General features: G+C 67.8%; 21 protein-coding genes and 2 tRNA genes. 11 read left to right on the top strand and 12 right to left on the bottom strand.

Going from position 1 to position 25,669, the window contains the following annotated elements:
• Positions 1–37: 37 nt before the first annotated feature.
• The 3 genes from ACOGXQ_RS12075 (at position 38) to ACOGXQ_RS12065 (ending at position 3,088) form a co-directional block, all read left to right on the top strand.
• Entirely contained in the window at positions 38–1,594 is a 1,557-nt protein-coding gene (locus tag ACOGXQ_RS12075) for an acyl-CoA carboxylase subunit beta (protein WP_419943911.1), read from the top strand.
• A 127-nt stretch (positions 1,595–1,721) separates the two neighbouring features.
• Positions 1,722–1,928 (top strand): hypothetical protein, encoded by a 207-nt coding sequence (locus tag ACOGXQ_RS12070; RefSeq protein ID WP_419943910.1) that lies wholly within the window; start codon positions 1,722–1,724, stop codon positions 1,926–1,928.
• Positions 1,929–1,960: 32 nt separating this feature from the next.
• The gene (locus tag ACOGXQ_RS12065; protein WP_419943909.1) at positions 1,961–3,088 is read left to right on the top strand and encodes a CaiB/BaiF CoA transferase family protein; all 1,128 of its coding nucleotides are present in this window, start codon (positions 1,961–1,963) and stop codon (positions 3,086–3,088) included.
• A gap of 143 nt (positions 3,089–3,231) precedes the next feature.
• Here the strand turns inward: ACOGXQ_RS12065 and ACOGXQ_RS12060 are convergent, their stop codons facing one another.
• The 5 genes from ACOGXQ_RS12060 to ACOGXQ_RS12040 form a co-directional block, all read right to left on the bottom strand.
• Positions 3,232–4,593, bottom strand: a complete 1,362-nt coding sequence (locus tag ACOGXQ_RS12060; protein WP_419943908.1) for a DCC1-like thiol-disulfide oxidoreductase family protein — start codon at positions 4,591–4,593, stop codon at positions 3,232–3,234.
• A 3-nt stretch (positions 4,594–4,596) separates the two neighbouring features.
• Positions 4,597–5,139: a hypothetical protein gene (locus tag ACOGXQ_RS12055; RefSeq protein WP_419943907.1), complete on the bottom strand. Its 543-nt coding sequence runs from the start codon at positions 5,137–5,139 to the stop codon at positions 4,597–4,599.
• A gap of 71 nt (positions 5,140–5,210) precedes the next feature.
• On the bottom strand, positions 5,211–7,259 hold the full coding sequence (locus ACOGXQ_RS12050; RefSeq protein WP_419943906.1) for a methylmalonyl-CoA mutase family protein: 2,049 nt from the start codon (positions 7,257–7,259) through the stop codon (positions 5,211–5,213).
• A gap of 40 nt (positions 7,260–7,299) precedes the next feature.
• A complete protein-coding gene (gene aat, locus ACOGXQ_RS12045) occupies positions 7,300–8,007 on the bottom strand; it encodes a leucyl/phenylalanyl-tRNA--protein transferase (RefSeq protein WP_419943905.1) in 708 nt (235 codons plus the stop codon).
• Positions 8,008–8,153: 146 nt separating this feature from the next.
• Positions 8,154–9,119, bottom strand: coding sequence for a peptidylprolyl isomerase (locus tag ACOGXQ_RS12040; protein ID WP_419943904.1), 966 nt, complete (start codon positions 9,117–9,119; stop codon positions 8,154–8,156).
• Between the two features lie 203 nt (positions 9,120–9,322).
• Here ACOGXQ_RS12040 and ACOGXQ_RS12035 point away from each other — a divergent pair, with 203 nt between their 5' ends.
• Both ACOGXQ_RS12035 and ACOGXQ_RS12030 read left to right on the top strand, forming a co-directional pair.
• On the top strand, positions 9,323–10,549 hold the full coding sequence (locus ACOGXQ_RS12035; RefSeq protein WP_419943903.1) for an aspartate kinase: 1,227 nt from the start codon (positions 9,323–9,325) through the stop codon (positions 10,547–10,549).
• A 277-nt stretch (positions 10,550–10,826) separates the two neighbouring features.
• Positions 10,827–11,846 carry an aspartate-semialdehyde dehydrogenase gene (locus ACOGXQ_RS12030; RefSeq protein WP_419943902.1) on the top strand — a complete coding sequence of 340 codons (1,020 nt, stop codon included), beginning with the start codon at positions 10,827–10,829 and terminating at the stop codon, positions 11,844–11,846.
• 206 nt (positions 11,847–12,052) lie between these two features.
• On the opposite strand, the gene ACOGXQ_RS12025 is transcribed toward ACOGXQ_RS12030, so the two are convergent.
• The 3 genes from ACOGXQ_RS12025 to ACOGXQ_RS12015 all read right to left on the bottom strand — a co-directional run bounded on the left by ACOGXQ_RS12025 (position 12,053) and on the right by ACOGXQ_RS12015 (position 13,648).
• A complete protein-coding gene (locus ACOGXQ_RS12025) occupies positions 12,053–13,045 on the bottom strand; it encodes an NAD(P)-dependent oxidoreductase (RefSeq protein ID WP_419943901.1) in 993 nt (330 codons plus the stop codon).
• 60 nt (positions 13,046–13,105) lie between these two features.
• Positions 13,106–13,179: transfer RNA gene (locus ACOGXQ_RS12020), tRNA-Pro, on the bottom strand.
• A gap of 82 nt (positions 13,180–13,261) precedes the next feature.
• Complete coding sequence (locus tag ACOGXQ_RS12015; protein ID WP_419943900.1) at positions 13,262–13,648, bottom strand: response regulator transcription factor; 387 nt, start codon at positions 13,646–13,648, stop codon at positions 13,262–13,264.
• Between the two features lie 129 nt (positions 13,649–13,777).
• On the opposite strand from ACOGXQ_RS12015, the gene ACOGXQ_RS12010 reads away from it, so the two are divergent.
• Complete coding sequence (locus ACOGXQ_RS12010; protein ID WP_419943899.1) at positions 13,778–15,181, top strand: NfeD family protein; 1,404 nt, start codon at positions 13,778–13,780, stop codon at positions 15,179–15,181.
• Positions 15,182–15,396: 215 nt separating this feature from the next.
• Positions 15,397–15,663 (top strand): WhiB family transcriptional regulator, encoded by a 267-nt coding sequence (locus ACOGXQ_RS12005; protein WP_419943898.1) that lies wholly within the window; start codon positions 15,397–15,399, stop codon positions 15,661–15,663.
• 395 nt (positions 15,664–16,058) lie between these two features.
• On the opposite strand, the gene selB is transcribed toward ACOGXQ_RS12005, so the two are convergent.
• The 4 genes from selB to ACOGXQ_RS11985 form a co-directional block, all read right to left on the bottom strand.
• Complete coding sequence (selB, locus tag ACOGXQ_RS12000; protein WP_419943897.1) at positions 16,059–17,780, bottom strand: selenocysteine-specific translation elongation factor; 1,722 nt, start codon at positions 17,778–17,780, stop codon at positions 16,059–16,061.
• A 111-nt stretch (positions 17,781–17,891) separates the two neighbouring features.
• Positions 17,892–17,964 (bottom strand) — tRNA-OTHER (locus ACOGXQ_RS11995).
• Positions 17,965–18,090: 126 nt separating this feature from the next.
• Positions 18,091–19,377 (bottom strand): L-seryl-tRNA(Sec) selenium transferase, encoded by a 1,287-nt coding sequence (selA, locus tag ACOGXQ_RS11990; RefSeq protein WP_419943896.1) that lies wholly within the window; start codon positions 19,375–19,377, stop codon positions 18,091–18,093.
• Between the two features lie 164 nt (positions 19,378–19,541).
• On the bottom strand, positions 19,542–20,729 hold the full coding sequence (locus ACOGXQ_RS11985; RefSeq protein ID WP_419943895.1) for an Mrp/NBP35 family ATP-binding protein: 1,188 nt from the start codon (positions 20,727–20,729) through the stop codon (positions 19,542–19,544).
• Positions 20,730–20,852: 123 nt separating this feature from the next.
• On the opposite strand from ACOGXQ_RS11985, the gene erpA reads away from it, so the two are divergent.
• The 4 genes from erpA (at position 20,853) to ACOGXQ_RS11965 (ending at position 25,665) form a co-directional block, all read left to right on the top strand.
• A complete protein-coding gene (gene erpA / locus ACOGXQ_RS11980) occupies positions 20,853–21,188 on the top strand; it encodes an iron-sulfur cluster insertion protein ErpA (RefSeq protein WP_419943894.1) in 336 nt (111 codons plus the stop codon).
• Positions 21,189–21,292: 104 nt separating this feature from the next.
• A complete protein-coding gene (locus ACOGXQ_RS11975) occupies positions 21,293–22,915 on the top strand; it encodes a 2Fe-2S iron-sulfur cluster-binding protein (protein WP_419943893.1) in 1,623 nt (540 codons plus the stop codon).
• A gap of 283 nt (positions 22,916–23,198) precedes the next feature.
• Positions 23,199–24,530 carry an IS1380 family transposase gene (locus ACOGXQ_RS11970; protein WP_419943892.1) on the top strand — a complete coding sequence of 444 codons (1,332 nt, stop codon included), beginning with the start codon at positions 23,199–23,201 and terminating at the stop codon, positions 24,528–24,530.
• 262 nt (positions 24,531–24,792) lie between these two features.
• Complete coding sequence (locus ACOGXQ_RS11965) at positions 24,793–25,665, top strand: IS5 family transposase (RefSeq protein WP_419947325.1); 873 nt, start codon at positions 24,793–24,795, stop codon at positions 25,663–25,665.
• Positions 25,666–25,669 lie beyond the last annotated feature (4 nt).

The following is a 25,669-nucleotide window of genomic DNA, read 5'->3' as shown; positions in this document are numbered from 1 at the left end:
GAGCTACACCAAGGCCGTCGCTCGTAGGCTCTGCTGGATGTCTGAGCCGACGATGGACGAACGGCTGGAGGAGCTGGCCCGCCGCACCGAGGAGGCGCGCAACGCCGGTCCGGAACGGGCTGTCCAGCGCCAGCACGACAAGGGCAAGATGCTCGCCCGCGAGCGCATCGACTACCTCTTCGACCCCGGCACGTTCCACGAACTCGACATGCTCGCCCGCCACCGGGCCCACGACGTCGGACTCGACGAGCGCCCCTACACCGACGGCATCATCACCGGCTGGGGCAACATCGACGGCCGCAAGGTGTTCGTGGCCAGCCAGGACTTCACCGTGTTCGGCGGCGCGCTCGGCGAGGTGTTCGCCGAGAAGACCCACAAGGTCATGGACCTCGCCGAGTCGGTCGGCGCGCCGATCATCGGCCTCAACGACGGTGCCGGCGCCCGCATCCAGGAGGGCGTCGTGTCGCTGGCCGGCTACGGCGGCATTTTCCGGCGCAACGTGCTGGCCTCAGGAGTCATCCCGCAGATCAGCGTCATCATGGGTCCGTGCGCCGGCGGCGCCGTCTACTCGCCCGCCATGACCGACTTCATCTTCATGGTGCGCGACTCCAGCCACATGTTCATCACCGGACCCGACGTGGTGAAGACCGTCACGGGCGAGGACGTCACACTCGAGGAGCTGGGCGGCGCCGGCTCGCACAGCACCAAGTCGGGCGTGGCGACGTTCGTCGCAGCCGACGAGAAGACCGTGCTCGACGACGTGCGCTACCTGCTCTCGTTCCTGCCCTCGAACAACCTGGACGCACCGCCGATCATCGAGGCCACCGATGAGCCCGGCCGGTCGTGCCCGACGCTGCGCGACCTGATGCCGCAGAGCCCCAATGTGCCCTACGACATGAAGCAGATGATCGGAGAAGTCGTCGACGACGGCGAGTTCTTCGAGTACCACGCCGCTTGGGCCGGTTCGATCGTCTGCGGCTTCGCCCGCCTCGGCGGCCGCTCGGTCGGCGTGGTGGGCAATCAGCCGATGGTGATGGCCGGTGTGCTCGACATCGAGTCGTCGGAGAAGGCGGCCCGCTTCGTGCGGTTCTGTGATGCCTTCAACATCCCGCTGCTCACGTTCGTGGACGTGCCTGGCTTCCTGCCCGGCGTCGACCAGGAACACGGCGGCATCATCCGCCACGGGGCCAAGCTGCTCTACGCCTACTGCGAGGCGACCGTGCCGCGGGTGCAGGTCATCACCCGCAAGGCCTACGGCGGCGCGTATGTGGTGATGGACTCCAAGTCGGTCGGCTGCGATGTCAGCTTCGCCTGGCCCACGGCCGAGCTCGCGGTGATGGGACCGCAGGGAGCGGTCGAGATCTTGAACCGGCGCGAGCTGCAGCAGGCCGCCGACCCCGAGGCCCGCAAAGCGGCGCTGGTCGACGAATACAGCCGCAAGTACGCAAACCCCTACATCGCAGCCGAGCGGGGCATCGTGGATGCGGTCATCGATCCGGCCGAGACCCGCCAGAAGGTCATTGCCGCGTTCGACATGATCGGCGCCAAGCGCGAGGAGTTGCCGCGCCGCAAGCACGGCAACGTGCCGCTGTAGCAGGCTGCTGAAAAGTCGATTTTCGGGCGGTGTCCAGTTGCAAACCCGCAGGTCAGGGGCTTGCGCTTCCGGCCAGATTTGCATATTTCAGCGGCCTGCTAGAACCCGTGGAACGAGTGGGCGACCGGTGACCGCACCCGTGATCGACGCGTCACACCTGGCCATCAGCCCTGCCGCGACTGCCGAAGAGGCCGCCGCCATCGTCACGGCGCTCGAGCTGCTGTGGCCCCGTCCCGCCCCGGCCGACCCGCACCAGAGGCCGTCCAGCAAGTGGCGCTTCAGCGGCCGCCCCTGGCAAGCCCCCACCTCCTGGCCCGCCGTCCGCTACCGCTAGTCGTGCCCCCAGGTCCCAGTCCGGCTGCGGCCATGCCGCTCGACGGCCTTCGGGTCGTGGACCTGTCGTCGGTGTTCGCCGGGCCGCACTGCGCCCGCTACCTGGCTGACTTCGGGGCCGATGTGATCAAGGTGGAACGCCCCGGCGGCGACACCGTCCGCAACATGGGCTGGCGCGACGCGCAGGGCGAGACCCTGTGGTGGCGGCTCGTCAACCGCAACAAGCGCTGCGTCACGCTCGACCTCAAGGCGGCCGGCGATCTAGCGCTGCTGCGTCGGCTGCTGGCCGTCACCGACGTGCTGGTGGAGAACTTCCGGCCCGGCAAGCTCGAAGCGCTCGGCCTGGAGCCGAGCGAGCTGATCGAGGCCAACCCGAAGCTGGTCATCGTCCGGCTGACCGGCTTCGGCCAGGACGGTCCGTACCGCGACCGGCCGGGTTTCGCCACGCTGGCGGAAGCCATGAGCGGTTTCGCCTCCATGAACGGCGAGGCCGACGGCGCACCGCTGCTGCCGCCGGTTGCGCTCACCGACGAGATTGCCGGCCTGGCCGGAGCGTTCGCCGCGATGGTGGCGCTGCGCAGCGGCGTCGGCCAGGTCGTCGACGTCAACCTGCTCGAGTCGATGTCCCAGGCCATGGGCCCGCTGATGACCGCCTGGCACAGCGAGGGCTACCTGCAGCCCCGCCTCGGCGCAGGCATCCCCTACAGCGTCCCCCGCGGCACCTACCAGGCATCCGACGGCGGCTGGCTGGCAGTCAGCACCTCCACCGACTCGGTAGCAGCCAGGGTCATGGAGATGATCGGCATTGGCGACGACGAGCGCTTCACCACCTTCGAAGGCCGCATGGCCCACCGAGCCGAGCTCGACGAGGCAATGGCCAAATGGGTGAGCCAACGCACCCTGGCCGAGGCAGTCGCAGCATTCGACAACGCCCAGGCAGCCGCAGCACCGGTCCTCGACATGAGCCAGCTAGCAACCGACCCGCACACCACCGCCCGCGAGGCCTTCGTCGAGGTCGACGGGCTCATCCAGCAGAACGTGATAGCCCGCCTCAGCGCCACCCCCGGCCAAGTCCGCTGGGTCGGCCGCCCAGAAGGCGCCGACAACAACTGCCTCGCCGACATCGCCGACAGCGACACCGACCCCTGGCCAAAAGCCTGAGACCCGAGAGAACCAGGGGAGGGCGGGGGCAGATGTACCCACGCGCAGTTCGCAGCGCCATAGCCCTTCCACCTAGCAGCGGGCGGCGCTGCGCCTGTCTGAGCATGGGTGCAGCTGCCCCGTCCGCCCCGGAAGCACACACGTCAGCGGATCCGCTCCACACCCTTCAGCTTCAACAGCACCCAGCGGCCGGCCTTCATCAGCGGGTAGGTGAGACGAGCGGCCAGCGGCGAGCTGAACGCCAGCCGGTTAAACTTGTTGAACGCACCGCGATCGGTCGCCAGCAGCGCCAGAACACGCAGCGCCTCGTGCCCGACGTAGTGCCGATCGCCGATCTTGACCACCATCCCGTCGTTCAAATCGTGCGGCAGCCGGCGGACCTCATCGACGATCGGGCCGCCCCCCCGGGCATCGACCAGCACGAATTCGTCGACCGACTGCTGCAGCCGCAGGTACTGGGCGTAGTTGCTGCACATCGGGCACTCGCCGTCGTACACCAGCCAGACACGGCTGGCCTGTTGCGGCCGTTGTGACTGCTGCCGGCGTGTGAGGGCACGAAACGGTATGCCCACGATCGGCAGCGACCGCACGGTCCCCGACAGCGAGAACCGGGAAGGGGCGAGCGGCGACAGCAGCAGGAACAGCCCCACCATGACGATGTTGAGCGAGAACGAGATGTTCATGAGCAGGTCGCTGGTGATGTGGAACAGCATGAGCACAGCGCCGATCGGGCGATGCAGGTGGGGCCGGAACACGACCAGCATCGCAAAGATCTCGATGTAGAGCGTCATCCACCACATCGACTGCGCCAGCCAGTCGCGCTGCGCTACGAACGGCAGCAGCATCGGAATCTCGTCGGCTTCTGCGAGCAGTCGATCCAGCAGGATGCGCGTCAGAGCGTCGGAGGCAAACAGCTCGAGCCGGCCGTACCAGATCTTCCAGATCCCCGACAGGGTGTACGACAGCAGGATGACGCTCTGTGCCATCCACAAGGCCACCAGGCATGGCCGCACGTTGTTCCGTTCGTGGCGTCGGTCGCTCCGACGACCTGGCAGGAACAGCAGTGCGAAGCCGACCAGCAGCAGGACATGGACGCCGTGGTTGATGGAGCCGTACGAGTTGAGGATTGCGACATGCAGCATCAGGTGCAAGAAGGCGCCGAACCGCAAGACGAAGATGCGCGGGCTGGCTGCGGCCCCGAGGGCGAACAGCAAGCCGGCTGCCATCAGCGCAAGCTCGTGCCTCAGCCAGGCGGTTCCGACTAGCTGCTCTGCCAGCCTGATGGGCCACAGCGGTGCAGTCGGCGGACCTCCGGAATAGGCATCGCCGAACGGGTAGTGGGCCGTGCCGACGAGGTAGGCGAGGAACACGTAGTAGAAGCGGCTGAGCAGCACCACGTTGTTTGCACAGCGAGTCAATTCAGCGGGAGTTCGATGCTCCGTGGTGCCGGCGCTGAGAATCGACGTGCGGACCCGTCGCAGATTCCGTCGGATTCGCACAGACATGGCTCAGCCGGCATCCAGCGCAGTGTCGATGCGACCCGTGTCGGTATTCCACTGGACGATCAATTTGTCGGGTCGAAGGAGTTCGGCCCTGGTCAACCGGCCGTCGGCAAAGTCGGCGATGTTGTCTTGCAGGTCACGTAGATCCACATCGGCTCTGATGATGCTGAAGTCGACATTGCGCTCGCCGAGTGCCCGCCGGATGATCGGATGCAGCACCTCGGTGACCGCTTCATCGCATCCACGGTCCTTGTTGCATGCGATCGCGACGCGTCGCAGTGCCTTCCAGTCCCGGACGTCCGCGCTCGGGATGAGGTAGAAGGTCTCGACCGGCGGCTCCCCGTCGATCGAGTCGACGACGAGGGCGTATTCGAACGTCTCCCAGTCGGGGATGGTGGTGAAGAGCTTCCACTTGAAGAACGGGAAGACCTCGACATGTTCGGTCTCCAGCACGGAGTTGAGGGGGATCATCGCGATGTACAGCACGATGAAGCCAGGAACGAGCAGCTTCCACGTCCGGCGACGCCTACGACGCACCGCGGTGTCCATTACAGGCTCCTCGTCTCCCTGTTCGGCGTCTGTCCCAGCGAGATACGCATGACATCGGCGCGCCGCGTCCCTCAGCCGGCGTCGATGCGTGACTGCTCGGCCAAGCCGGCGATGTCGGCCATGATCGCGGACAGCTCGAAGTCCTTCGGCGTGTAGACCGCGGCCACCCCGGCATCTCGCAGGGCCTGATGATCTGCGGGCGGGATGATGCCGCCGACGATCACCGGAGCGTTCACGCCCTCGGCGTCGAGACACGCGAGCACCTCTGGCACCAGCTCGAGGTGGCTGCCCGACAGGATCGACAGGCCCACCACGTCCACGTCCTCATCGCGTGCGGTCGCAGCAATGTGGCCCGGGGTCAGGCGTATGCCTTCGTACACCACTTCCATGCCGGCATCGCGTGCTGCGACCGCCACCTGCTCGGCCCCATTCGAATGACCGTCCAAGCCTGGCTTGGCGACGAGCACCCGGGGCGGCCCGCCCTCCATGGCCGCGCACTTCTGTGCCACAGAGGCCAGTCCGGACCAGCGCAATCCAGCGCCCCCAGCACCGTCGGCTGTTGCTTCCCGCTCTTGTCCGCTGCGCTCACGGGCCGCTCGGGCCACGGCTGCGCCGATCGGCGCAGCCTTGAGACCGGTCGGCGCACGGAACTCGCCGAACACTTCGCGCAGGGCCTGGGCCCACTCGCCCGTCGTCACTCCGGCATGTGCCGCCTCGATGCTCGGTCCCATGATGTTCACCTCGCCGGAGGCGGCCACCCGCAGGTCGTCCAGCGCGGCGACGACCCGGTTCGAGTCGCGTGCGGCTCGCCAGCGTTCGAGGTCGGCGATCAGCGCAGCTTCGGTCTCGGGATCCACCCGCAGGATCGACTCGTCGCCCTCCAGCGGCGACGGCGCCGTCTCGGTGAACTCGTTCACCCCCACCACGGTCAACTCGCTGCTCTCGATCTGTCGCACCCGCTCGGTGTGGCTCGCCACCAGGCGTCGCTTCAGCTCTGCGATCGCGGCAAATGCGCCGCCCATCTCCAGCACGTCGTTCAGCTCAGCTTGCGCCGCCTCCACCAGCTCAGCCGTGCGACCCTCGACCACCACCGAGCCGTCGAAGATGTCGCCGTACTCCAGCAGGTCGGTCTCGTGGGCCAGCACCTGCTGGATCCGCAGCGACCACTGCTGGTCCCAGGGCCGCGGCAGCCCTAGCGCCTCGTTCCACGCGGGCAGCTGGAGCGAGCGGGTCCGGGCCCCTTTCGACAGCGTCACGCCCAGGGCTTCAAGGGTGATCCGCGCCACGTTGTTCTCGGGCTGCGCCTCGGTCAGCCCCAGCGAGTTCACCTGCACGCCGTATCGGAAGCGCCGCAGCTTCGGGTCGGCCACGCCGTAGCGCTCGGCGCAGATGTGATCCCACATCTGGGTGAAGGCCCGCACTTTGCAGACCTCCTCGATGAACCGGATGCCGCCGTTCACGAAAAACGAGATGCTGCCCACCGTGGCGTCAAAGCGCTCGGCCGGCACTTTGCCGCTGTCGTGCACAGCGTCCAGCACATCGATTGCGGTCGCCAGCGCGTAGGCGATCTCTTGGGTGGGCGTCGCGCCGGCTTCCTGCAGGTGGTAGCTGCACACGTTGATCGGGTTCCACTGCGGCAGATGCGCCGAGCAGTAGGCCACCACATCGACCGTGAGGCGCCGACTGGCTTCGGGACTGTAGATGTAGGTGCCCCGGCTCAGGTACTCCTTCACGATGTCGTTCTGCGTCGTGCCCCGCAGCACCTCTGACGGCACGCCCGCGTTCTGCGCGTTGGCGATGTAGAGGCTCAGCAGCCATGGCGCCGTGGCGTTGATGGTCATCGAGGTGTTCATGGCGTCCGGCGGGATGCCGTCCAAGAGCTGGGCCATGTGGCCGAGGTGCACCACTGGCACGCCGACCTTGCCCACCTCGCCACGCGCCATCGGGTGTCCGGGGTCATAGCCGGTCTGGGTCGGGAGATCGAAGGCCACCGACAGCCCCGTCTGGCCCTTGGCCAGCATCGACCGGTAGAGCTCGTTGGATGCCTGGGCCGTGGAGTGGCCCGAGTAGGTGCGCATCAGCCACGGCCGGTCGCTCCGTGGAGCTTCGGACGCAGTCACGGCCGGTCGCGCCTCGGCGCATCAGCTCCTGTCACGGGCGTCAGCCCTCGAGCATGCGGAAGACCATGGGGCGCAGCCAGATCTCAGGCAGCGGCCGGGCAATGGCCTCGGCCAGCAGCTCCAGGTATGCCTCCCGCTCAACCTCCACAGCACCCAGTCCCGCCAAGTGCGGGGTCGTCCACTGCACGTCCAGCAGGGCTCCGCCCGTCACCTTGAGCGCGTCGACAAGGGCGACCAGCGCCACCTTCGAGGAATCGCTCTCGGTGTGGAACATCGATTCGCCGGCGAAGAAGGCGCCCACGGCAACGCCGTAGAGACCGCCCACCAGTTCGTCGTCAAGCCAGGCCTCGACACTGTGTGCCCAACCCAGCTCATGCAGTGCCATATAGGCGTTGCCCATGTCGTCGCTGATCCAGCCATGGGGCCTGGCCGGGTCCGCGCACGACTCCAGCACCTGTTCAAAAGAGGTGTTGATGCGAATGTCATAGCGTCGGCAAGCCCGCCGCAAGGATCGGCTGACACGCAGATAGCTGAGCGGCAGGATGCCGCGCGGGTCCGGCGACCACCAGCCGATGGTGTCACCCAGCGGCATCGGGAACAATCCCGCCCGGTAGGCGTCGAGCAGCGTGCCGGGTTCGAGGTCGGCACCCGCTCCCACCAGTCCGTTCTCATCCGCTGTCGATGCCGGTGGGAATGACCATCCCGACGCAGGCGGTTCCGTTGGGCCGTCTTCTGACTCACGCTGCATCAGCGCGAGCCTACGCCTGTTGCCAGCACGCTGTCGGATGGGTCGGCGGGCGTACCGTTTCCACTGTCGGGTTCTTCTCAGCAGCGGTCCCGTCCAACGACTCAGCAGCCTTCCACAAAGCGGTCGCCGTTGACATCATTCTGTCGCTAGCGGCCGAGGGCGTCGGTCTCGATGGTTACCGAATGAACAGTCACCGGACGCGAAGGCGCCCCGCCTAAGGACCCGCCCGGCTCGTGGAGGCCAATGATGGCTTCGGCGACCGTCAGCCCGGCGTCGTCGGTCTGGCCGAACACCACATAGGTGCCCTGAGAATCCAGCAGCGCCGCGTTCGTGCCTGTGGTGATGAAGAACTGCGCCCCGGCGGAGTTGAAGCCGGCTGCACGAGCCATGACCAGTTGCCCCGGCCGGTAGCGGTACGGCCCGATGGGATTGGCGGTGTTCGGATCGACCTCGAACTGCGGTTCGTCAGGAATCGTGTATCCCGGACCCGGGTCCGACGCGGTATTCGTGTGTGGCGAGCCGCCTTGGATTATGTGAATGGAGGGATCAGTGCGGAACAGCAGCGTTTCGTCGTAGTAGCCCCAGCGGGCCAGCGTGACGAAGTTGTTCACCGTCTCCGGAGTGGCCTCGGCGGTGAGCTCGAACCGCATCTCGCCCTCGCTGGTGTCGAACACGGCGGTGTAGCTCGCCGCGGGATCGATGCACATCGGCTGGCGCGTGTCGAAGTCGATGACGCGCTCGCTCGTGCCGTCCAGCGCAGGACAGCCTTCCGGAATCTCCGATGGAACTGCATCGGCGGCGTCTGCCGACGGTGATGTCGAAACGGGCTCGTCGTCGGTCCGCGGGCTCGTCGTGTCTGCGGAAGGCTCAGCGGTCTCGAATGCTGCCGCTTCGGGTGCTTCGACGTCAATCTCGTCAATCTCGCTGTCGCTGTCGGCGGCGTCGTCACCGCTGAACACGCTCCACAGCCACAGCGCGATCAGTACTGCAGCCACGACAAACACGACCCGCAACACCGTGCGGCCGGTGGCGGAGCGCTTCTTGGCGCGCTCGGCCTCGGCGATCGCCCGCATGCGATTCTCGCGTTGGCGCTGTCTCTTCTCGCTGGCCATGAGCTGCGCTCCCGTGACTCCTGCATGGTTCCGTGCGGTGCCGTGTGGCTGGGGTGGAGGACTCTCGACCCTTGCCGACGGTCACACTACCGAGGCCCGCCCGTTGCCCTGTCGGGCACACCGACGGGTGCGGTGACCGGGCGGTTCGTCATGGCCGAAAATCCCGAACGGGCCGCTGAGGCGCCCCGGTACCATCGCCGGGCGTGCCCTTGGTCGTGCAGAAATTCGGTGGAACATCGGTTGCCAGTGCCGCGCGCATGCGCGAGGTGGCCGATCACGTCAAGCACTGCCGCAGCCGGGGCGATGAGATCGTGCTGGTCGTCAGCGCCATGGGTTCGGAGACCGATGAGCTGATCGGGCTAGCGGATCAGATCACCGATGAGCCGTCCGGCCGCGAGATGGACATGCTCATCACCGCGGGCGAGCGCAAGGCGATCGCCTTGATGTGCATGGCGCTGCACGATGTCGGCGTCGCAGCGGACTCGTTCACCGGCAGCCAGGCCGGATTCCTGACCGACACCAATCACCGCAACGCCAAGATTCTCTCGGTCACCCCGAAGCGCGTGACCGAATCGCTCGAAGCCGGTCGTGTAGCGGTGGTCGCGGGTGCCCAGGGTGTGTCCACCGACAACGACGTGACGTTTCTGGGCCGTGGCGGTTCGGATACGACGGCGGTCGCCTTGGCGCATGGCCTGGGGGCCGATGCCTGCGAGCTGTACACCGATGTCTCGGGTGTGTTCACCACCGACCCGCGGGTGTGCACCCGCGCCCGCAAGCTGGCACGCATCAGCTTTGACGAGCTGCTCGAGATGACCGCCATGGGCTGCCCCAAGCCGGCTGCCCGCTCGGTTGAAGTCGCCCGCACGTACGGCGTTCCCCTGCACGTGCGCTCGGCATTCACATGGGAACCAGGAACGTGGGTAGTCGACCCGGAGTCAGGCATGAATGCGAGACAGATGGAGCAGCCGATTGTGACAGGCATCGTGCCGGACGCATCGCAGGCCAAGGTGACGCTGGTCGGCGTGCGGGACGAGCCGGGGATCGCGGCCAAGGTGTTCCGCACGCTCGCCGATGCGGCGGTCATCGTCGACATGATCGTGCAGAACGTGGGCGACCACGGCCGCACCGACATCTCGTTCACCGTGCCTGCGGACGGTGCAGACGAGGTGCGGACCATCTGCGAGGGCATGGTGAACACCGTGGGCTTCTCGTCGGCCAACACCGATGTGGACATCGCGAGGGTCTCGCTGGTCGGCGCCGGCATGGCCAGCCATCCCGGCGTGGCCGCCACCATGTTCGAGACGCTCGCCTCAGAGAACATCAACATCGAGATGATCTCCACCTCGCCGATCCGCATCTCCTGTGTCGTAGCCGAGGCAGACGTCGACCGGGCCACCGTCGCCCTGCACACCGCCTTCGGCCTCGACTGACGAGGCGCATCAGACTCGGCCTCGATTGACGAGGCGCATCAGACTCGGCCTCGATTGACGAGGAGCATCAGACTCGGCCTCGACTAGGGAACAAACAGCACGAGGGGTGCGTGAGGGCTGCCGTGCCCGCGCGCAGTTATGAATCGCCCCAAGCACATCCGACTCGCGTACGAAGCGCTTCATCTGTGTGAAGCACGGGTGCGGCTGCCCTCACGCACCCCGGGGAACGCGGAAATTCCCAAGAGCCTGAAGAAAGAGCCTCGGTAGCCTCGGACTCATGCGTGTAGGAATCGTCGGAGCCACCGGTCAGGTCGGCGGCGTCATGCGAGCCATCCTGGCCGAGCGAAGCTTCCCCATCGACGAGCTGCGGCTGTTCGCGTCAGCTCGCTCGGCCGGCCGCAAGCTTGCTTGGAACGGATCAGAGGTTGCGGTCGAGGATGCCGCGCAGGCCGACTTCGGCGGACTCGACATTGCCCTGTTCTCGGCCGGCAAGACCACCTCTCTGGCGATCTCTGAGCGTGTCGCTTCGCAGGGTCCCACGGTGATCGACAACTCGTCCGCGTGGCGCATGGATCCCGATGTGCCGCTCGTGGTGCCGGAGGTGAACGCCCCCGAGGTGTTCAACGCGCCGAAGGGGATCATCGCCAACCCCAACTGCACGACGATGGCGGCGATGCCGGTGCTGGCGCCGCTGCACGCCGAGGCCGGCTTGACCTCAATGGTGGCAGCCACCTACCAGGCGGTCTCTGGTGCTGGCCTGGCAGGCGTCGACGAGCTGGAACAGGCACTGGAGGCGACCAATCCCGATGCCGCCGCCCTGACCTATGACGGCGACGCCGCCACCCATCCGGCGCCGGACAAGTTCCCGGGTCCGATTGCGCACAACGTGCTGGCCCAGGCAGGCAGCTTCGTCGATGACGGCAGCGGCGAGACCGACGAGGAGCAGAAGCTCCGTAACGAGAGCCGCAAGATTCTCGGCATTCCCGACTTGGAGGTCTCGGGCACCTGTGTGCGCGTGCCGGTGTTCACAGGGCATTCGCTGGCACTGAATCTCCGCTTCGAGCTGCCGATCTCGCCCGAGCGGGCCACCGAGCTGCTGGCTGATGCCCCAGGCGTCGAGCTGGCCGATGTGCCCACGCCATTGCAGGCAGCAGGCCGCGACCCGTCCTACGTAGGCCGCATCCGCCGCGACCCCACGGTCGAGCACGGCCTCGCGCTGTTCGTAGTAGGCGACAACCTCCGCAAAGGCGCCGCGCTCAACGCCATCCAGATCGCCGAGGTGTGCTCGGCGGCCTGACACTCAGCGCCGAGACAGTCGCTGCCGCCTAGTACGCAGGCAGTCTGGCACCCGAGCGACGAGGGCTGGGCGAGGGCTGCAGTGCCCGCGCGCGGTTATGAAGCGCCCCCGAGCCCATCCAGCTTGTGCACACGGCGCTTCATCTGTTTGAAGCACGGGTGCTGCTGCCCTCGTCCAGGCCGGGCGCACCTACAGATCGGGCGCACCTACAGATCGCGCCGCACAGCCACTTCTGCGCCTGGCACTTCAGGCTCGTCATCGACGATCTCGGCTGGGAAGCCGGGCGCCGTGATGGTCCGACCGGTTGCATCCTCAAGCCGGCGGATGATGTTCGGCGACCATTCCCGCTCGCCGTAGCGAGCAGCCCCGTCGGCGAACACGTCAACCAGCACCGGTGACAGCTCCAGCGGCAGACCGTGCTCAGCGGCGATGTCCGCGAACAGCCCGATGTCCTTGCACACCAAGTTCATGGTGAAATTGATGTCCCGCGACCCGTTGAGGATGACTTGGCTCTCGGTCTCGTGGACGAAGGAGTTGCCCGAGCTGATGCGGATGGCCTTGTACGTCGTGGCCAGGTCCATGCCTGCCGCCTGAGAGGTGACCAGCGCCTCGCACAGCGAGACGAGGTTGGCGGTCGCCAAGTAGTTGGTCACGACCTTGAGAATCGATGCGGATCCCAGCGGCCCGGTATGCAGGATTCGCCGTCCCATGGTCGTGAGCAGCGGCAGCATCGCCTCGAAGGTCGAGCGATCGCCCCCGGCAAAGATCGAGATGTTCCCGGTTGCCGCTCGGTGGCACCCGCCCGATACGGGACAGTCGATGGCGGCGCCGCCGGCAGCCACCACCTTCGCACCGAGCCGTCGCACTTCGTGGTGATCTGTGGTGCTCATCTCGGCCCAGATCTTCGGGGCTGACGCTTGGCTCGCGGCGAAGCCGGCCAGCAGGCCGTCGTCAGCCTCGAGCACCGCAGCGGAAGCTGTCGGCGTGGGCAGGCAAGTGATCACTACGTCGCAACGCTCAGCGGCCTCGGCGCCAGAGGCAGCGGTCGAGGCGCCGCCATCCAGGAACGGCGCCATCGCCGAGGGATCCAGGTCGCGCACCACGAGCTCATACCCGTTCCGCTGCAATGACCCCGCCAGCTTCCCCCCGACATTGCCCAACCCGATGAACCCGACTCGTCGCGGCGTCGCGAGTGCCATCAGACCCACCTCCCTGTTCTCGCGAGCGAGGGGCGAAGCCCTTCTCGCTCGCACTGGACGTCGGGCAGGCGGGATTTGAACCCACGACCTCTTCGTCCCGAACGAAGCGCGCTACCAACCTGCGCCACTGCCCGTCTGCGATCGGGTGGCTGATCGCTCCGGCCGAAGCTACCGGCCTTGCGCCCGGCTGCGCTACAGCAATTCGGCGCCGCGGGACTAGCCCGTCTCTGCGGAGTCTCTTTGCAGCAGCTCGTGCGCAGTCCGGCGCAGCAGCAGCGGGTTCAGCGGCTTGACCAGCCAAGCATCTGCCTCTGACCGCCGCGCCAGAAACTCGTCGGCTTCACGATCGGCCAGCATCAGCACCGGCACGCGCGGCAGCCGGCCCATGCCGGATTCCAGCCGCAGATCCAGGCAGGTGGCCATGCCGCCCATGTTGCCGATCTGGAAGTCCAGTATCACCAGGTCGGGCGTGCTGGCCTCCACCGCCGGCCGGACGTCGTGTCCAGAGCGAACGACCCGGAACGTGACGTCTCTGCCGGCGAGCGCCGCGGCTACCTCTTCGACTACCCAGTCGGCATCGGTGGCCAGCAGCACTTTGGTCACGAGCCGCAGGATAATCGTGCCGACCCTCGCATCTGCCAACGGTCATCCGGCCCGCGATCGCGCACTGCCGGAACCGCACGGGGTGAGGACGCTCCTAGAGTTCGGGCCGACCCGAACCAGGGAGCTCGAGTGCACGTACGACGGACTCGCCGCCGCTTGCTCGCGCGCCTTGCCGCAGGCGTGCTCCTGCTGGCGGCATTCGGGGGTCTTGCTGCGGGGCCTGCGTCGGCTCACGACGAGCCGGGCGCTCATGACGGCGAGACGGAGACTCCTGCGCCCGCCCCCGACGGCTCTCCCCGCCTGATCGTCCTCGTCGAGGTCAACGGGCTCATCGATCCGATCATGTCGTCGTACATCCGGCGGCAGATCACGATCGCCGAGGGGCGGCACGCGATCGGCGTGGTGCTGCACATGGACAGTGCCGGAACCACGCTCGACGACGAGGCGCTCGTGGACCTGCTCGAAAACGTGCGGCTCGCACACTTGCCGGTGGGGGTCTGGGTCGGCCCGAGCGGTGCGCAGGCGCTCGGCGGTGCCGCCCACCTCGTCACCACGGCCGACTTCGCCGCGGTCGCGCCGGGCGGCCGAATCGGCGACTTCACCGCGGTGCAGGGCCTAGTCCATGCACACGGTCCTGATACCGAGCGATTCCACCATCACGACGACGACGGTCTGCACTCGGGCCCGAGCGTCCGTTACTTCGATGCCGACGTCGCGATGGGCGCCGGCCTGACGCACAGCACGGAGCCCACGATCGGCGACTTCATCATCGCCCTGTCGGACGCCGGCTACTTGCCGCCGATCACGCAAGAGGTCACGGGAGACGACGGCATCGTGCGGCGCACTCCGGCCCCCGACGTGATCGTGGAGTTCGTGAGCCTGCCGCTGATCGACGGCCTGTTTCACACGGCTGCGAGCCCCGCCATCACCTATCTGCTGCTGCTCACGGCACTGTCGCTGCTGTTGCTCGACTTCTACACCGGGGGCATCGGCGTGGCGGCAGCGGTCGGGGCGGGCTGCGGGCTCCTGTCTGCGTTCGGCCTGGGAACGCTCGACATCCGCCCGTGGGCGCTGGTGCTGGTCATCGTCGCCTTCGCGGCATTCGCCGTCGACATCCAGGCCAGCGTGCCGCGCTTCTGGACGGCGGCAGGCGGCATCGCGCTGCTGGTGGGCTCGTTGGCGCTGTTCGGCCAGCATTCGATGAGCTGGATCCCACTGCTGGTGGGCTTGGTGGGGGTGGGGGTGTTCGTGCTCTCGGGCATGCCGGCGCTGGTGCGCACCCGCTACGGCACCGCCACCGTCGGCCGAGAGTGGATGATCGGCGCGGCTGGAACGGCGGTGACCGATATCGATCCCGACGGCACGGTCGAGGTGCACGGCGCGCAGTGGCGGGCTCGGGTCAACCGCCTCACCCCGCTTGAGGCCGGCGAAACCCTGCGTGTGAGCGGCATCAGCGGCGTGGTGCTGGAAGTGGAGCCGCTCGAAGGCGCCGCAGTGGACTACCGCGAGATGCGCAGGAGGCCGAGCGAATAGCGAGGCCGTGGCCCGAGCGGCCCATGAGTCCGTGTTGAATTGAGATTGGGAACAAGAGCGGGATACAAGTGGTTCGGCCGCGAGAACGTGTGAATCTACGTGCGACCTGACCAGGAAACGGGGCGATTCGACAGTTTCCGAAACCGAATGAGATTTCGTTTAACTCTTGTCACGCACCTTTTTGTCCTCTAGTGTCTCCCCGACAAGGGGGACAAATGAGCGCTTTGCTGGTCGAGGAGTGGCAGGACAAGGCAGCTTGTCGAGGACCTCAGGCGGCGGTTTTCTTCCCGCCACCCCGCACCGAGCGACGTGATGAGAAGGCTGAGCGAGAGGCTCGAGCGAAGTCCATCTGCAACCAGTGCTCGGTGATCACCGACTGTCTGGCTCATGCGCTGGACGTCGGTGAGGCCCACGGCATCTGGGGTGGGCGCAACGAGACTGAGCGCCGTAACCTGCTGGCACTGCGCGCTGACGGCAGCTAGTGGTGCGTCGCAGTTTTCCTCCGGGCATCATGCAGCTCGCTGACCTGCAAGAATGGGCTTGCTTCAGCCCCAGCCATTTCAGCGACGCACCACTAGTGCCGCTCAGCAAACGTTTGTGCGGTGGCCGACGCCGCCCATCCGCTTGATTTCAAGCCTTCCAGCAATCACCGTCACGGCGAAGGTTGCCTGATGCGGCACTAGGAAACTGCTGATTTATTCGGATCCGGGCAAGTCTGCAACGCTCTGACCTGCGGCTTTGTGTCCGTGAATCGGCGATTTCGGCAATTGCTCAGCAGTCTCCTAGCAAGACACCGCGTCCCAGCCGGCGCGGCACAACTGCGGGCTCACATCTGCACGCGGGATTTCGGCGCTCAACAATCGTTTATTCAGACTGCTCAGACAACTCGGGGCAACCGCGGCCCGGCGATGCGCAGATCCCCCCGCCGGCGCGTCACCCCCGTCCGGTCCAGATAGCCCACGAGCGGCAGCGCGTACTTGCGCGTCGTGCCGAGTTCTTCTCGTATCTCTGCGACGGTCACACCATCAGGCTGCGAGCTGAGCAGGGCAGCGATCCGCTCAGCAGCGGCGTCGATGGCCGAGGCGGCGAACCAGATTCCGTCGGCGTGCACGATGTCGCCGCGTTGCGAGAGCGCCAGCAGCTCCTGCTGGGTCACATCGCTCGGCTCGGGCGGCGAGAACGGTGCCGCTGCCAGTTCGGCAATGATCCGATGGTCGGCCAGGACGTCGGCGGCGTCGGCTTGCCGGGCACGTCCGGCGTCGACCACGATCCCGTCCAGCGTCTGGATCGCCAGCCGCTGGCGCTCGTCCAGCCCGGCCAGGTCCAAACCGAGCGGCCCGGCGCCGGCGATCTGGTTCCGCAGGTCGTCTCTCAGGTCGTCGATGAGCTCTGGCGATGCCACCCAGTCGCCCAGCACGGGCTCGAAGCGGTGGCCGGTGAGGCGCTCGAGCTGGGTCGTCTTCACCCAGCCGCGCTCGGCCAGCATCCGCTCGGGGCGGGCATCGGGCTTGGCGACCGAGGCTCGCAGCCGGGGATCGGGATCGAGCACCGTGCCGCCGCCGATGGTCTGGCCCCGGCCGAAGTCCCGCAGCACGAAACGGTCGCCCAGCACCAGCGGCAGGGCGACGGGCAGGTGCAGCCGGGCATATCCCGTCTCCGATGGGCCGATGCGCTCGGGTCCCAGTACTCGCAGCCGAACCGGCCATTCGCCCGATCCGAGATAGAAGGCGTACGCGCCCCGGCGTGTGACACCGTTCTTCACGCCATCAAGCACAGCGAGCTCGACGTCGACGACGCGGGTGTGGTGCCACTGGCCGGGACGCACCAGGGCGATGCCGCGCCCCAAGTCGCTCGCGTCGACGCCTGTCAGGTTGAGCGCCACCCGGTGCCCTGGGCCGATGCGCTCGACGGTGGCGCCTTGGGTCTGGATTGCCCGCACCCGTGCTGGCTTGCCGCTCGGCGCGGTCGCCAGCTCATTGCCGGCCGAGATAGGGCCGCCGGCCAGTGTGCCGGTGACGATGCGACCTGCTCCGGTGGCCGCGAACGACCGGTCGATCCACAGGCGGGGCCGATCCCGATCGGCTGCGGTGGGGGTGAGAGCGCACAAGTCGTCGAGCGCTGCACGCAGGTCGTCCAGACCGGTCCCGTCGACGGCATCGGTGGCCACCACCGGTGCGTCGGCCAGAAACGTCCCTTCGACATGCTCTGCGATGTCGAGGCGCGCCAACTCGGCCAGCTCCTCGTCGACCAGGCCGATCTGGCTGAGCACGACCACGCCGTGCGAGATGCCGAGCATCTCCAGGATCGCCAGGTGCTCGGCCGACTGCGGCTTCCAGCCTTCCGGCGCCGCCACCACGAACAGGGAGGCATCCACCGCACCGACCCCGGCCAGCATGTTCTTCACGAAGCGGATGTGCCCGGGCACGTCCACGAAGCTGACTTGACGGCCCGACGGCAGCGCGCAGAACGCGAACCCCAGGTCGATGGTGAGGCCACGCTCCTTTTCCTCTGCCAGCCGATCGGGGTCGGTGCCGGTGAGGGCACGCACCAGCGTGGATTTGCCGTGGTCCACATGACCCGCGGTGCCGACGATGTGCACCCCGCCAGCTTGCCCCGCCCGCGCTGCTGTGCGTCGCCTCGTGTCGAGCCTGCCGATGTGCTGAGCGAGAGAATCGGCTTGTGCAGCGTGTCAGCGCGACCCTAGGGTTGCTGGTGGAGCTAGACGGAATCGAACCGTCCGAGGCCGGGGTATCAGGCCAGCTCGCCGCACCAGCGGTAGCCCCACGAGAGCCGCACCTTTCGGGGTGCGGCTCTCGTTATGCTGGCAGGCCGCACGTCAGTGATTTTCATGAATTTCTGATCTGAGCATGATGCGCGGAGGGACGGGTCCGTGGACCCAGCGACGTTGCTCAGGACTGCTGGTCGAGCGCTTGGCGGGCAGCAGCCGCCACGAGGGTGTCGTCAGCGGGATCGACCGTGCGCAGGTCGATCACGGTCGTCTGCTCGTTGACGCGAGCGATGACTGGCGGGTCATGCGCTCGGAGGGCGGCCGCGTAGTCGCCATCGAGCTCGACGCCGGCTGAGGGAATGTCCTGGCCCGGCAGCGATCCGGCGCCGGCCAACGCAGTGGTCCGCGCTGGCCGGCCCACGCCGAGGGCTTCGGCACGCTCTGCCAGTTCACCGACCGGCACACGGGCCATGCGCCAGAACGGGATGGCGTCGGCGTCACGCCGCAGGTAGGCCATCGCAACTGGCTGCAGCGCATCCAGGACCAGCGAACCGGGTCGGAAGGCCCGCATCAGCGGATGCGCTGCACAGGCCGCCACCAGGTCGGCCTTGCCGCAGATGATCCCGGCCTGGGGTCCCCCCATCAGCTTGTCGCCCGAGAACGTGACGAGCGCTGCGCCTGCTGCCAGGGTCTGGCGCGCACCGGGCTCGCCGGCCAACCATTCGGGGCGTTGTCCCAGCCACGGGCAGCGCTCGTCCAGCAGGCCCGATCCCAGGTCGGACACGACCGGTGGCCCGATCATGGCCAAGTCCGCCACATGGGCCTCTTCGGTGAAGCCGGTGATGCGGTAGTTGGACGGGTGCACCTTCAGCAGCAGCGCGATGTCGTCCCGTTCGGCTGCCGCCCGGTAGTCCGCTGCCCGGGTGCGATTGGTGGTGCCGACCTCCACCAGACGGGCACCAGATTGCTCCATCACCTCGGGCACCCGGAAGCCGCCGCCGATCTCCACCAGCTCGCCACGCGACACCGCTACGCCCCGACCTCGCGCCAGTGCTGCCAGCACCAGCGTCACGGCTGCGGCGCAGTTATTGACGACGAGCGCCGCCTCGGCACCGGTCAACGTCGCCAGCAGCAGCGAAGCGTGGGAGGTGCGCGAGCCGCGCCGCCCCGTTTCGATGTCGAACTCCAGGTTGCTGAACCGCACCGGATCGGCGTCGTGCTCCAGACCGGACAGCGCTCGATTGTGCTGATTCCCGAGCGGAGCCCGGCCCAGATTCGTGTGCAGCAGTACACCCGTGGCGTTGATTGCGGGACCCAACAGGCTCCTGCGCAGCCGGTGCGCCTCCGCAGCCGCCGAGTCGGGATCACCGGCGGCAATGGCCGCACGCGCGGCAATCACCAGCAACGGATGCGGGAGACCTGTATCGGCGATGCTCAGCGCCAGGTCGTTCACCGACGGCGGCCTCATCGCCCGGACCCTACCGGCCCTCCAAACGCACAGACCAACGAGGGGGGCGCAGGGGCGACGGCGCCCGCGCGCAGTTATGAAGCGCCCCAAGCACATCCAGCTAGTGCACATGCGCTTCATCTGTTTGAAGCACGGGCGCCGTCGCCCCTGCGCCCCCGGACTGGTTAGCGGCGGGGACTCAGCGTGATGGGGATCGGCCCGTCCATGCGTGCCGTGCAGGTGCCCATGTCCACCGGAGGGCAGATCTCGGTGACGAGCCGTTCGGTGATCCGCTCGAACACCTCAGCAGCCGCTCCGCCGCCGGCTTTGCCGGTCACGGGCTCGCCGGAGTCTCCGCCAGCAGACACCGCAGGCTCCAGCGGGATCGAGTCCAGCAGCGGCACGCCGAGGTCGCCGGCGAGGCGCTCGCCGCCTCCCTCGCCGAAGAACGCCCAGCGCTGACCGTCGGGACTCACGAATGCGCCCATGTTCTCGACGACGCCCACGATCGGCATGTGGCTGCGGCGTGCCATGTCGGCCACGCGAACGGCGACCTTCTGCGCGCTCAGCGCAGGCGTCGTCACCACCAGCATCTCGGCTTGGGGCAGCAGGCGGGCCAAGGCCATCTGTACGTCGCCCGTGCCGGGAGGCATGTCGATAAGCAGGTAGTCCAGTTCGCCCCAATCCACGTCGTGCAGGAACTGCTCGACGGCTTTGGCGAGCATCAGACCCCGCCACATGAGCGCGGTCTCCTCGGTCTCCACGAGGAGACCGGTCGAGACCACCTTCAGCAGGCCGTTGCCCACCGGCTGGGAGTCGGGCACGATCTTGCCGCGCTCCTCGCCCTCGGCAGGCGGTCGGGCCTCCAGGCGGCCTTCCATGCCGAGCATCCGGGGGATGCTGAAGCCCCAGATGTCGGCGTCCATGACGCCCACAACGAAACCGCGGGTCGCCAGTGCTGCCGCCAGGTTCACGGTCACCGACGACTTGCCGACACCGCCTTTGCCGGAGGCCACCGCGAGCACTCTGGCGTTGGCCGGCACCTGCGTCGGCGTAGCGCGATCGCGGGCACTCTGGCGGGCTCGCTCCATCACCCGAGCCTTCTCGGCTGCGTTCAGCTCGTCCCAGTGCAGTCGTACTCTCTCGATGCCCGGCAGCCCCCCGACGCGTGATTCGCAGTCGCGCTTGATGGTGGCGCGCAGCGGGCATCCAGCGGTGGTCAGCGCCACGGTCACATGCCCGGTGGTGCCCTCGCGGTAGGCGTTGCGCACCATGCCCAAGTCGACGATGTTGTCGCCCAGTTCGGGGTCCATGACCCCGCGCAGGATGGCGATCATCGCCTCGTCAATGGGGGGAGCATCGGTGGTGCTCACGTTTCCGCAGGGTAATGGCGGCGTGCGCTGGCCCACGAAGCTCACCTGTGAAATCCGGATTGATGGCACTAGCATCGACGTCAGAAGGTGTGCCCGAGAAGGGCTGATCCAGGAGTCGCCGTAGTGATCACGCTGACCGATACCGCCGCTGAGAAGGTCCAAGAACTCATCATCCAAGAACTCGCTGAGTCCGGCGGCGAGCCGGAGTTGGCGCTGCGCGTCGCTGTCCGGCCTGGCGGCTGCTCGGGCTTCAGCTACGAGATGTTCTTCGATTCCGAGGTCGCTGCCGACGACATGTCCAAGTCGTACGGCGAGATCACGGTTGTCTCTGACCCGATGAGCGCGCAATTGCTCGAAGGCGCCACGCTCGATTTCACCGATGGGCTGATGGGTTCGGGGTTCGCGATCGACAATCCCAACGCGCAGCGCACCTGCGGCTGCGGCAACTCGTTCAGCTGAGCCGCGCTCAGCCCCAACCCGAACCGCCCGACTCTGAGCGGGCTTCCGGGCAAGCTCACGTCGGTGCCACGCTTCAGTTTGTCGTCGACGGCAATGCCGTCGAAGTGCCTGACGACGGTGACACGCTGCTGGGAGCGCTGCGCGACCACCTCGGCATCGAAGCGGTGCTCGACGGGTGCAGCCCGCAGGGCCAATGCGGCTGCTGCACGGTGCTGGTGGACGACGCACCACGGGTGGCTTGCGTCACGCCGGCTCGCCGGGTTGCCGGCAGGCATATCACCACGGCCGCCGGGCTGAGTCCCGACGAGCAGCAGCGCTGGACTGAGGCCTTCCTTGTCTGCGGTGCCTCGCAGTGCGGTTTCTGCACGCCCGGCATCGTGTGCCGGCTGGTGGGTCACGAGCGCCGCGGCGCCGACCTGTCCGACCGCTTGACGGTCGACAAGGCGCTTGCGGCTCATTTGTGCCGATGCACGGGCTGGCAGACCATCCGCGAGGCGGCCGCCCATGCCACCACAACCCCAGTCGAGAGGCTGAGCCGAAGGGCGAAGCCGTGGCCCGAGCGGCCCGTGAGCCTGGTTCCGATCGAGATTGGGAACAAGAGCGGACATGAACAGGCGTCCGAACGTGATCCGTCTGCCGCTGCCCACCGGGCCGGCCTCGAGACCGGCGGTCCCCAGCGGTCGGTGTCCGCCAGCGTGCTGGGTGCGTTCGCATTCGGTGCCGACGGCGCTCCGCCTCGCACGCTCACGGCTGTCGCCGGTCCGACCGGCGACTGGCACGCGGCTGGCAGCTTGGCCCAGGCGCGCCGGCAGGCCGACAAGGTGCAGGGACGCCACACCACGCTCGAAGCTGTCCCGCCCATCGAGTTGTCTGAGGCAGGCCAGCAGTGGGACATTCGCCTGTCCACCTGCTGGACCGAGCCCGGTTACCTCGAGACTGACGCCGCGTGGTGCGTGCCGGGCGGCGAGCCGTCCGATCCACTCGCGAACGGCGGGGCCTTCGGCGGCAAGGTCGTGTCGCCGGTGGGCGATGAGGCCCGACGGCTCGCAGATGAGTTGGGCGATTCGGTCCGGGTGCTGTGGTCACGCGAAGACGTCGTGCGGCGCGGCCCGAAACGGCCGCCGTTGGCCGCGGGCCTGCGCGCTGACGGCACGGGGATCGTTCACATCGCACGCACACCCGGCGCGGCTGACGTGCTGCGCTCGGCGCTGCCCGCTGTCGACGTCGTCGAAGTCGACCTGCCGGGACCGCCGACGTCAATGGATCTGCGCGCCGCCGTCTGGGCAGAGGCCCAGATGCTGGCTGCGGCCCTGCGTCGTCTGCGGGCCGGCGAGTCGCTGGATGCGAGCACCGCGACCGTCGAGGTCATCTCCCCCAAGGACGCCACCGCCCAAGCCACAGTCGGCCCAGCCGGCATTGAGGTGCAGGTCGATGCCGGCGACCCGCTCGATATGACCACATTGCGCAGCTACGTCATCGGCGCCAGCCACATGGCATGGAGCTGGGTGACGTCGGAGTCGCTGTCGGTAGATGCCGACGGCGAGATCGGCGACTTGACCATCCGCAGCTTCGGCATCGCCCGCTCGGTCGATACCCCCCACATCGAGGTCACGATCGAACCCACGCGGCAGCCCCCGGTGCCTGCCGGCGATGCAGTATTCGCCGCAGTGGCCGCCGCCACCTGGCTCAGCCGAGGCTGCCCACCCCAACTCCCCACCGGTCGCTGACCCCCGGCCTGTTGCTGCGCGCCCGGGGGGCGCAGGGGCGACGGCACCCGTGCTTCAAACAGATGAAGCGCGACGTTTGCCTGGGGTTGATGTGCTTGGGGCGCTTCATAACTGCGCGCGGGCACCATCGCCCCTGCGCCCCCCTCGTTGGTCTGTGCCCTTAGCCCCGATCCACCGGTTCGGTTGGGCTGGTGGGGGTTTGCGTCCACCAGAAAGGCCTCCTGACGTGGCATTTTGCCGGTTGTGAGAACGCGGCGTGATGCCATGACGGGAGGCACTTTCTGTGAGCGATGATACGCGGTTGTTGGACCGGGTCGAGGCAGTGTTCGACGAGGGCTCTTTGGTGGGGGACGCGGGTCTGCTGGCGGTGGGCACGCTGGCGGGCCGGCTGGGCTTGGAGGGCTTGATCGACGAGACGGTGCGTCCGCCGGCGGCGGGCCGCGGGTCGGGAGCGAAGGTGCTCACGGCGGTGTGCTCGATGCTGGTGGGCGGGTCGTTCTTCTCTGACGCGGATCGGCTGCGGGCCGGCTCGGCTGGGTCGGTGCTGGGGTTCGCGCCGGTGGCGCCGTCCACGCTGGGGACGTTCGCGAGGTCGTTCTCGTGGGGTCATGTGCGCCAGCTCGACCGCGCCCAGGAGCTCGCGTTGGGCCGTGCGTGGGCTGCTGGGGCCGCCCCGGCCGCGGAAGCGATCACGGTCGACATCGACTCCACGCTGTGCGAGGTGCACAGCGACGCGAAGCACGGCGCCGCGTACGGCCACGGCGGGCGGCTCGGCTATCACCCGCTGGTGGCGGCCCGCGACGACACCGGTGAGATCGTGCACTCCCGGATGCGCAAGGGCTCCTCGCAGCGGGGACACGTCGATTTCGCCGCGGAGACCTTGGCGCGGGTGCGCCGCCTGGCGCCGGGCGCGGCGCTCACGCTTCGAGCTGACGCGGGGTTCTTCTCGTGGGACCTGATCGACAAGCTCGACGCGCACGGCACGAGGTTCCTGATCGCGATCGCCCGCAACCCTGCTGTCGACAAGGCGATCGCCGCCATCGGCGACGACGACTGGACACCGATCGGCTACACCGACGACGGCGAAGCCCAGGTCGCCCAGGCCACGCTGACCAGCGGCCGACGCGCTGCGGGCAAGCCCAAGCGCACGGTCCGCCTCGTGGTGCGCCGCACCCGCCTCGTCGGCGACCAAGCCGAGCTGTGGCCGAACTGGCGCCACCACGCGTTCGTCACCGACATCGACGACGACGAGCTCGACACCAAAGCAGCCGACACCGCCTACCGCGCCCACGCCCGCGTCGAACAAGCAATCAAGGACCTCAAAGCCGGCGGCCTCGCCCACAGCCCCTCAGGACGGTTCGCGGCCAACGCCGCCTGGCTCGCCTTCGCCGTCCTCGCCCACAACATCGCACGCTGGACCGCGCGCATCGGCCGGGTCCACGAACCCCGCAAGCTCACCGTCGCAGCCACCATCGCCCGACGCCTGCTCAACATCCCCGCCCGGCTCGTCAACCGCAGCGGCCGACCCACCCTGCGGCTGCCCGCCAAATGGCCCTGGGCAGCCCAGTTCACCGCCGCGCTGCGACACATCCGCAACCTGCCCCAGCGCTGCTGAGCAAACCCCAGCGCCACGCAGCGCCGCGCAGCACACCCCAGGCGCAGCACACAAACCAACCCCCGAGCCGACGCCGACCAACCACGCGTCCGCCCAGCCCTCACCCCGCCCCCACGACAAACCGCGCCACCGACATCCCGCCCAACCCGACACCGCACACCCCACCGGTGGATCTGGGCTTAGAGGCCGCGCGGATAGGCGGCCGTCCACGGGTCGTCTGGTTCGCCGGTGTATTGGTCGGGTTGTCCTGAACTTGACGACCGTGGAGGCCGGTTTCATCATGCGCGCTTTGAGCAAGGTGGTGGTGGATGTCATCTGGGCTGCGGTCGAGCCGCGGTTGGCTCGTCCCCGGTCGCATCCGCTGGGCTGTCACCGGCCTCGGATATCGGATCGGCTGTGCCTGCGGGGGATCATCATCAGGCTGGTGACGGGCTGCTCGTGGGAGTCCGTTGAGCACCTGTTGGACGGCGAGGTGTCTGACACGACGCTGCGGTCGCGCCGCGACGAATGGGTCGCCGCCGGGGTGTTCGATCACATCGCGGCCGAGGCGATCGCCGCGTGGGACCGCATCATGGGCCTGCGGCTCGCCGATCTGTGCGTCGACGGCTCGGTCCACAAGGCCCCTTGCGGCGGGGCGGGGACTGGCAAAAGCCCTGTTGACAGGCGGAAACTGGGCTGGAAGTGGTCGCTGGCGACCGACGCGGCGGGCACCCCGGTCGCGTGGGCCGCCGACGGCGCGAACCGCAACGACATCATGCTGTTCGAGCCCACCCTCGCCGAGATCGAACGCCGAGGCCTGCACCACGACATCGAAACCGTCCATCTCGACCGCGGCTACATCGGCGCCCGCGTCGACCGGGCCGTCCACAAAGCAGGCATCGCCGACATCGAGCGGCCCGCCAAGCGGCCCCCCACAACCACAGACCCCAAACCGGCCGCCGCCCCCATGGGGCTGCGCTGGACAGTGGAGCGCACCAACTCCTGGCTGTCCAACTACGGGCAGCTACGACGCAACACCGACCGCAAACCCCAGCACCGCCTCGCCCAACTCGCCCTCGCCATAACGCTCATCATCGTCATCAAACTCATCGACCACCGCAACCGCTGGCAGCCCACCGAACCACCTATCCGCTGACGCT

Origin of the sequence: Candidatus Poriferisodalis sp. (assembly GCF_965208485.1) — a bacterium.
In the GTDB taxonomy this organism is placed as follows: Bacteria; Actinomycetota; Acidimicrobiia; order Acidimicrobiales; family Poriferisodalaceae; genus Poriferisodalis.
Note: the sequence above shows the minus strand (reverse complement) of the source record. Positions and strands in the feature narration are given on the sequence as shown.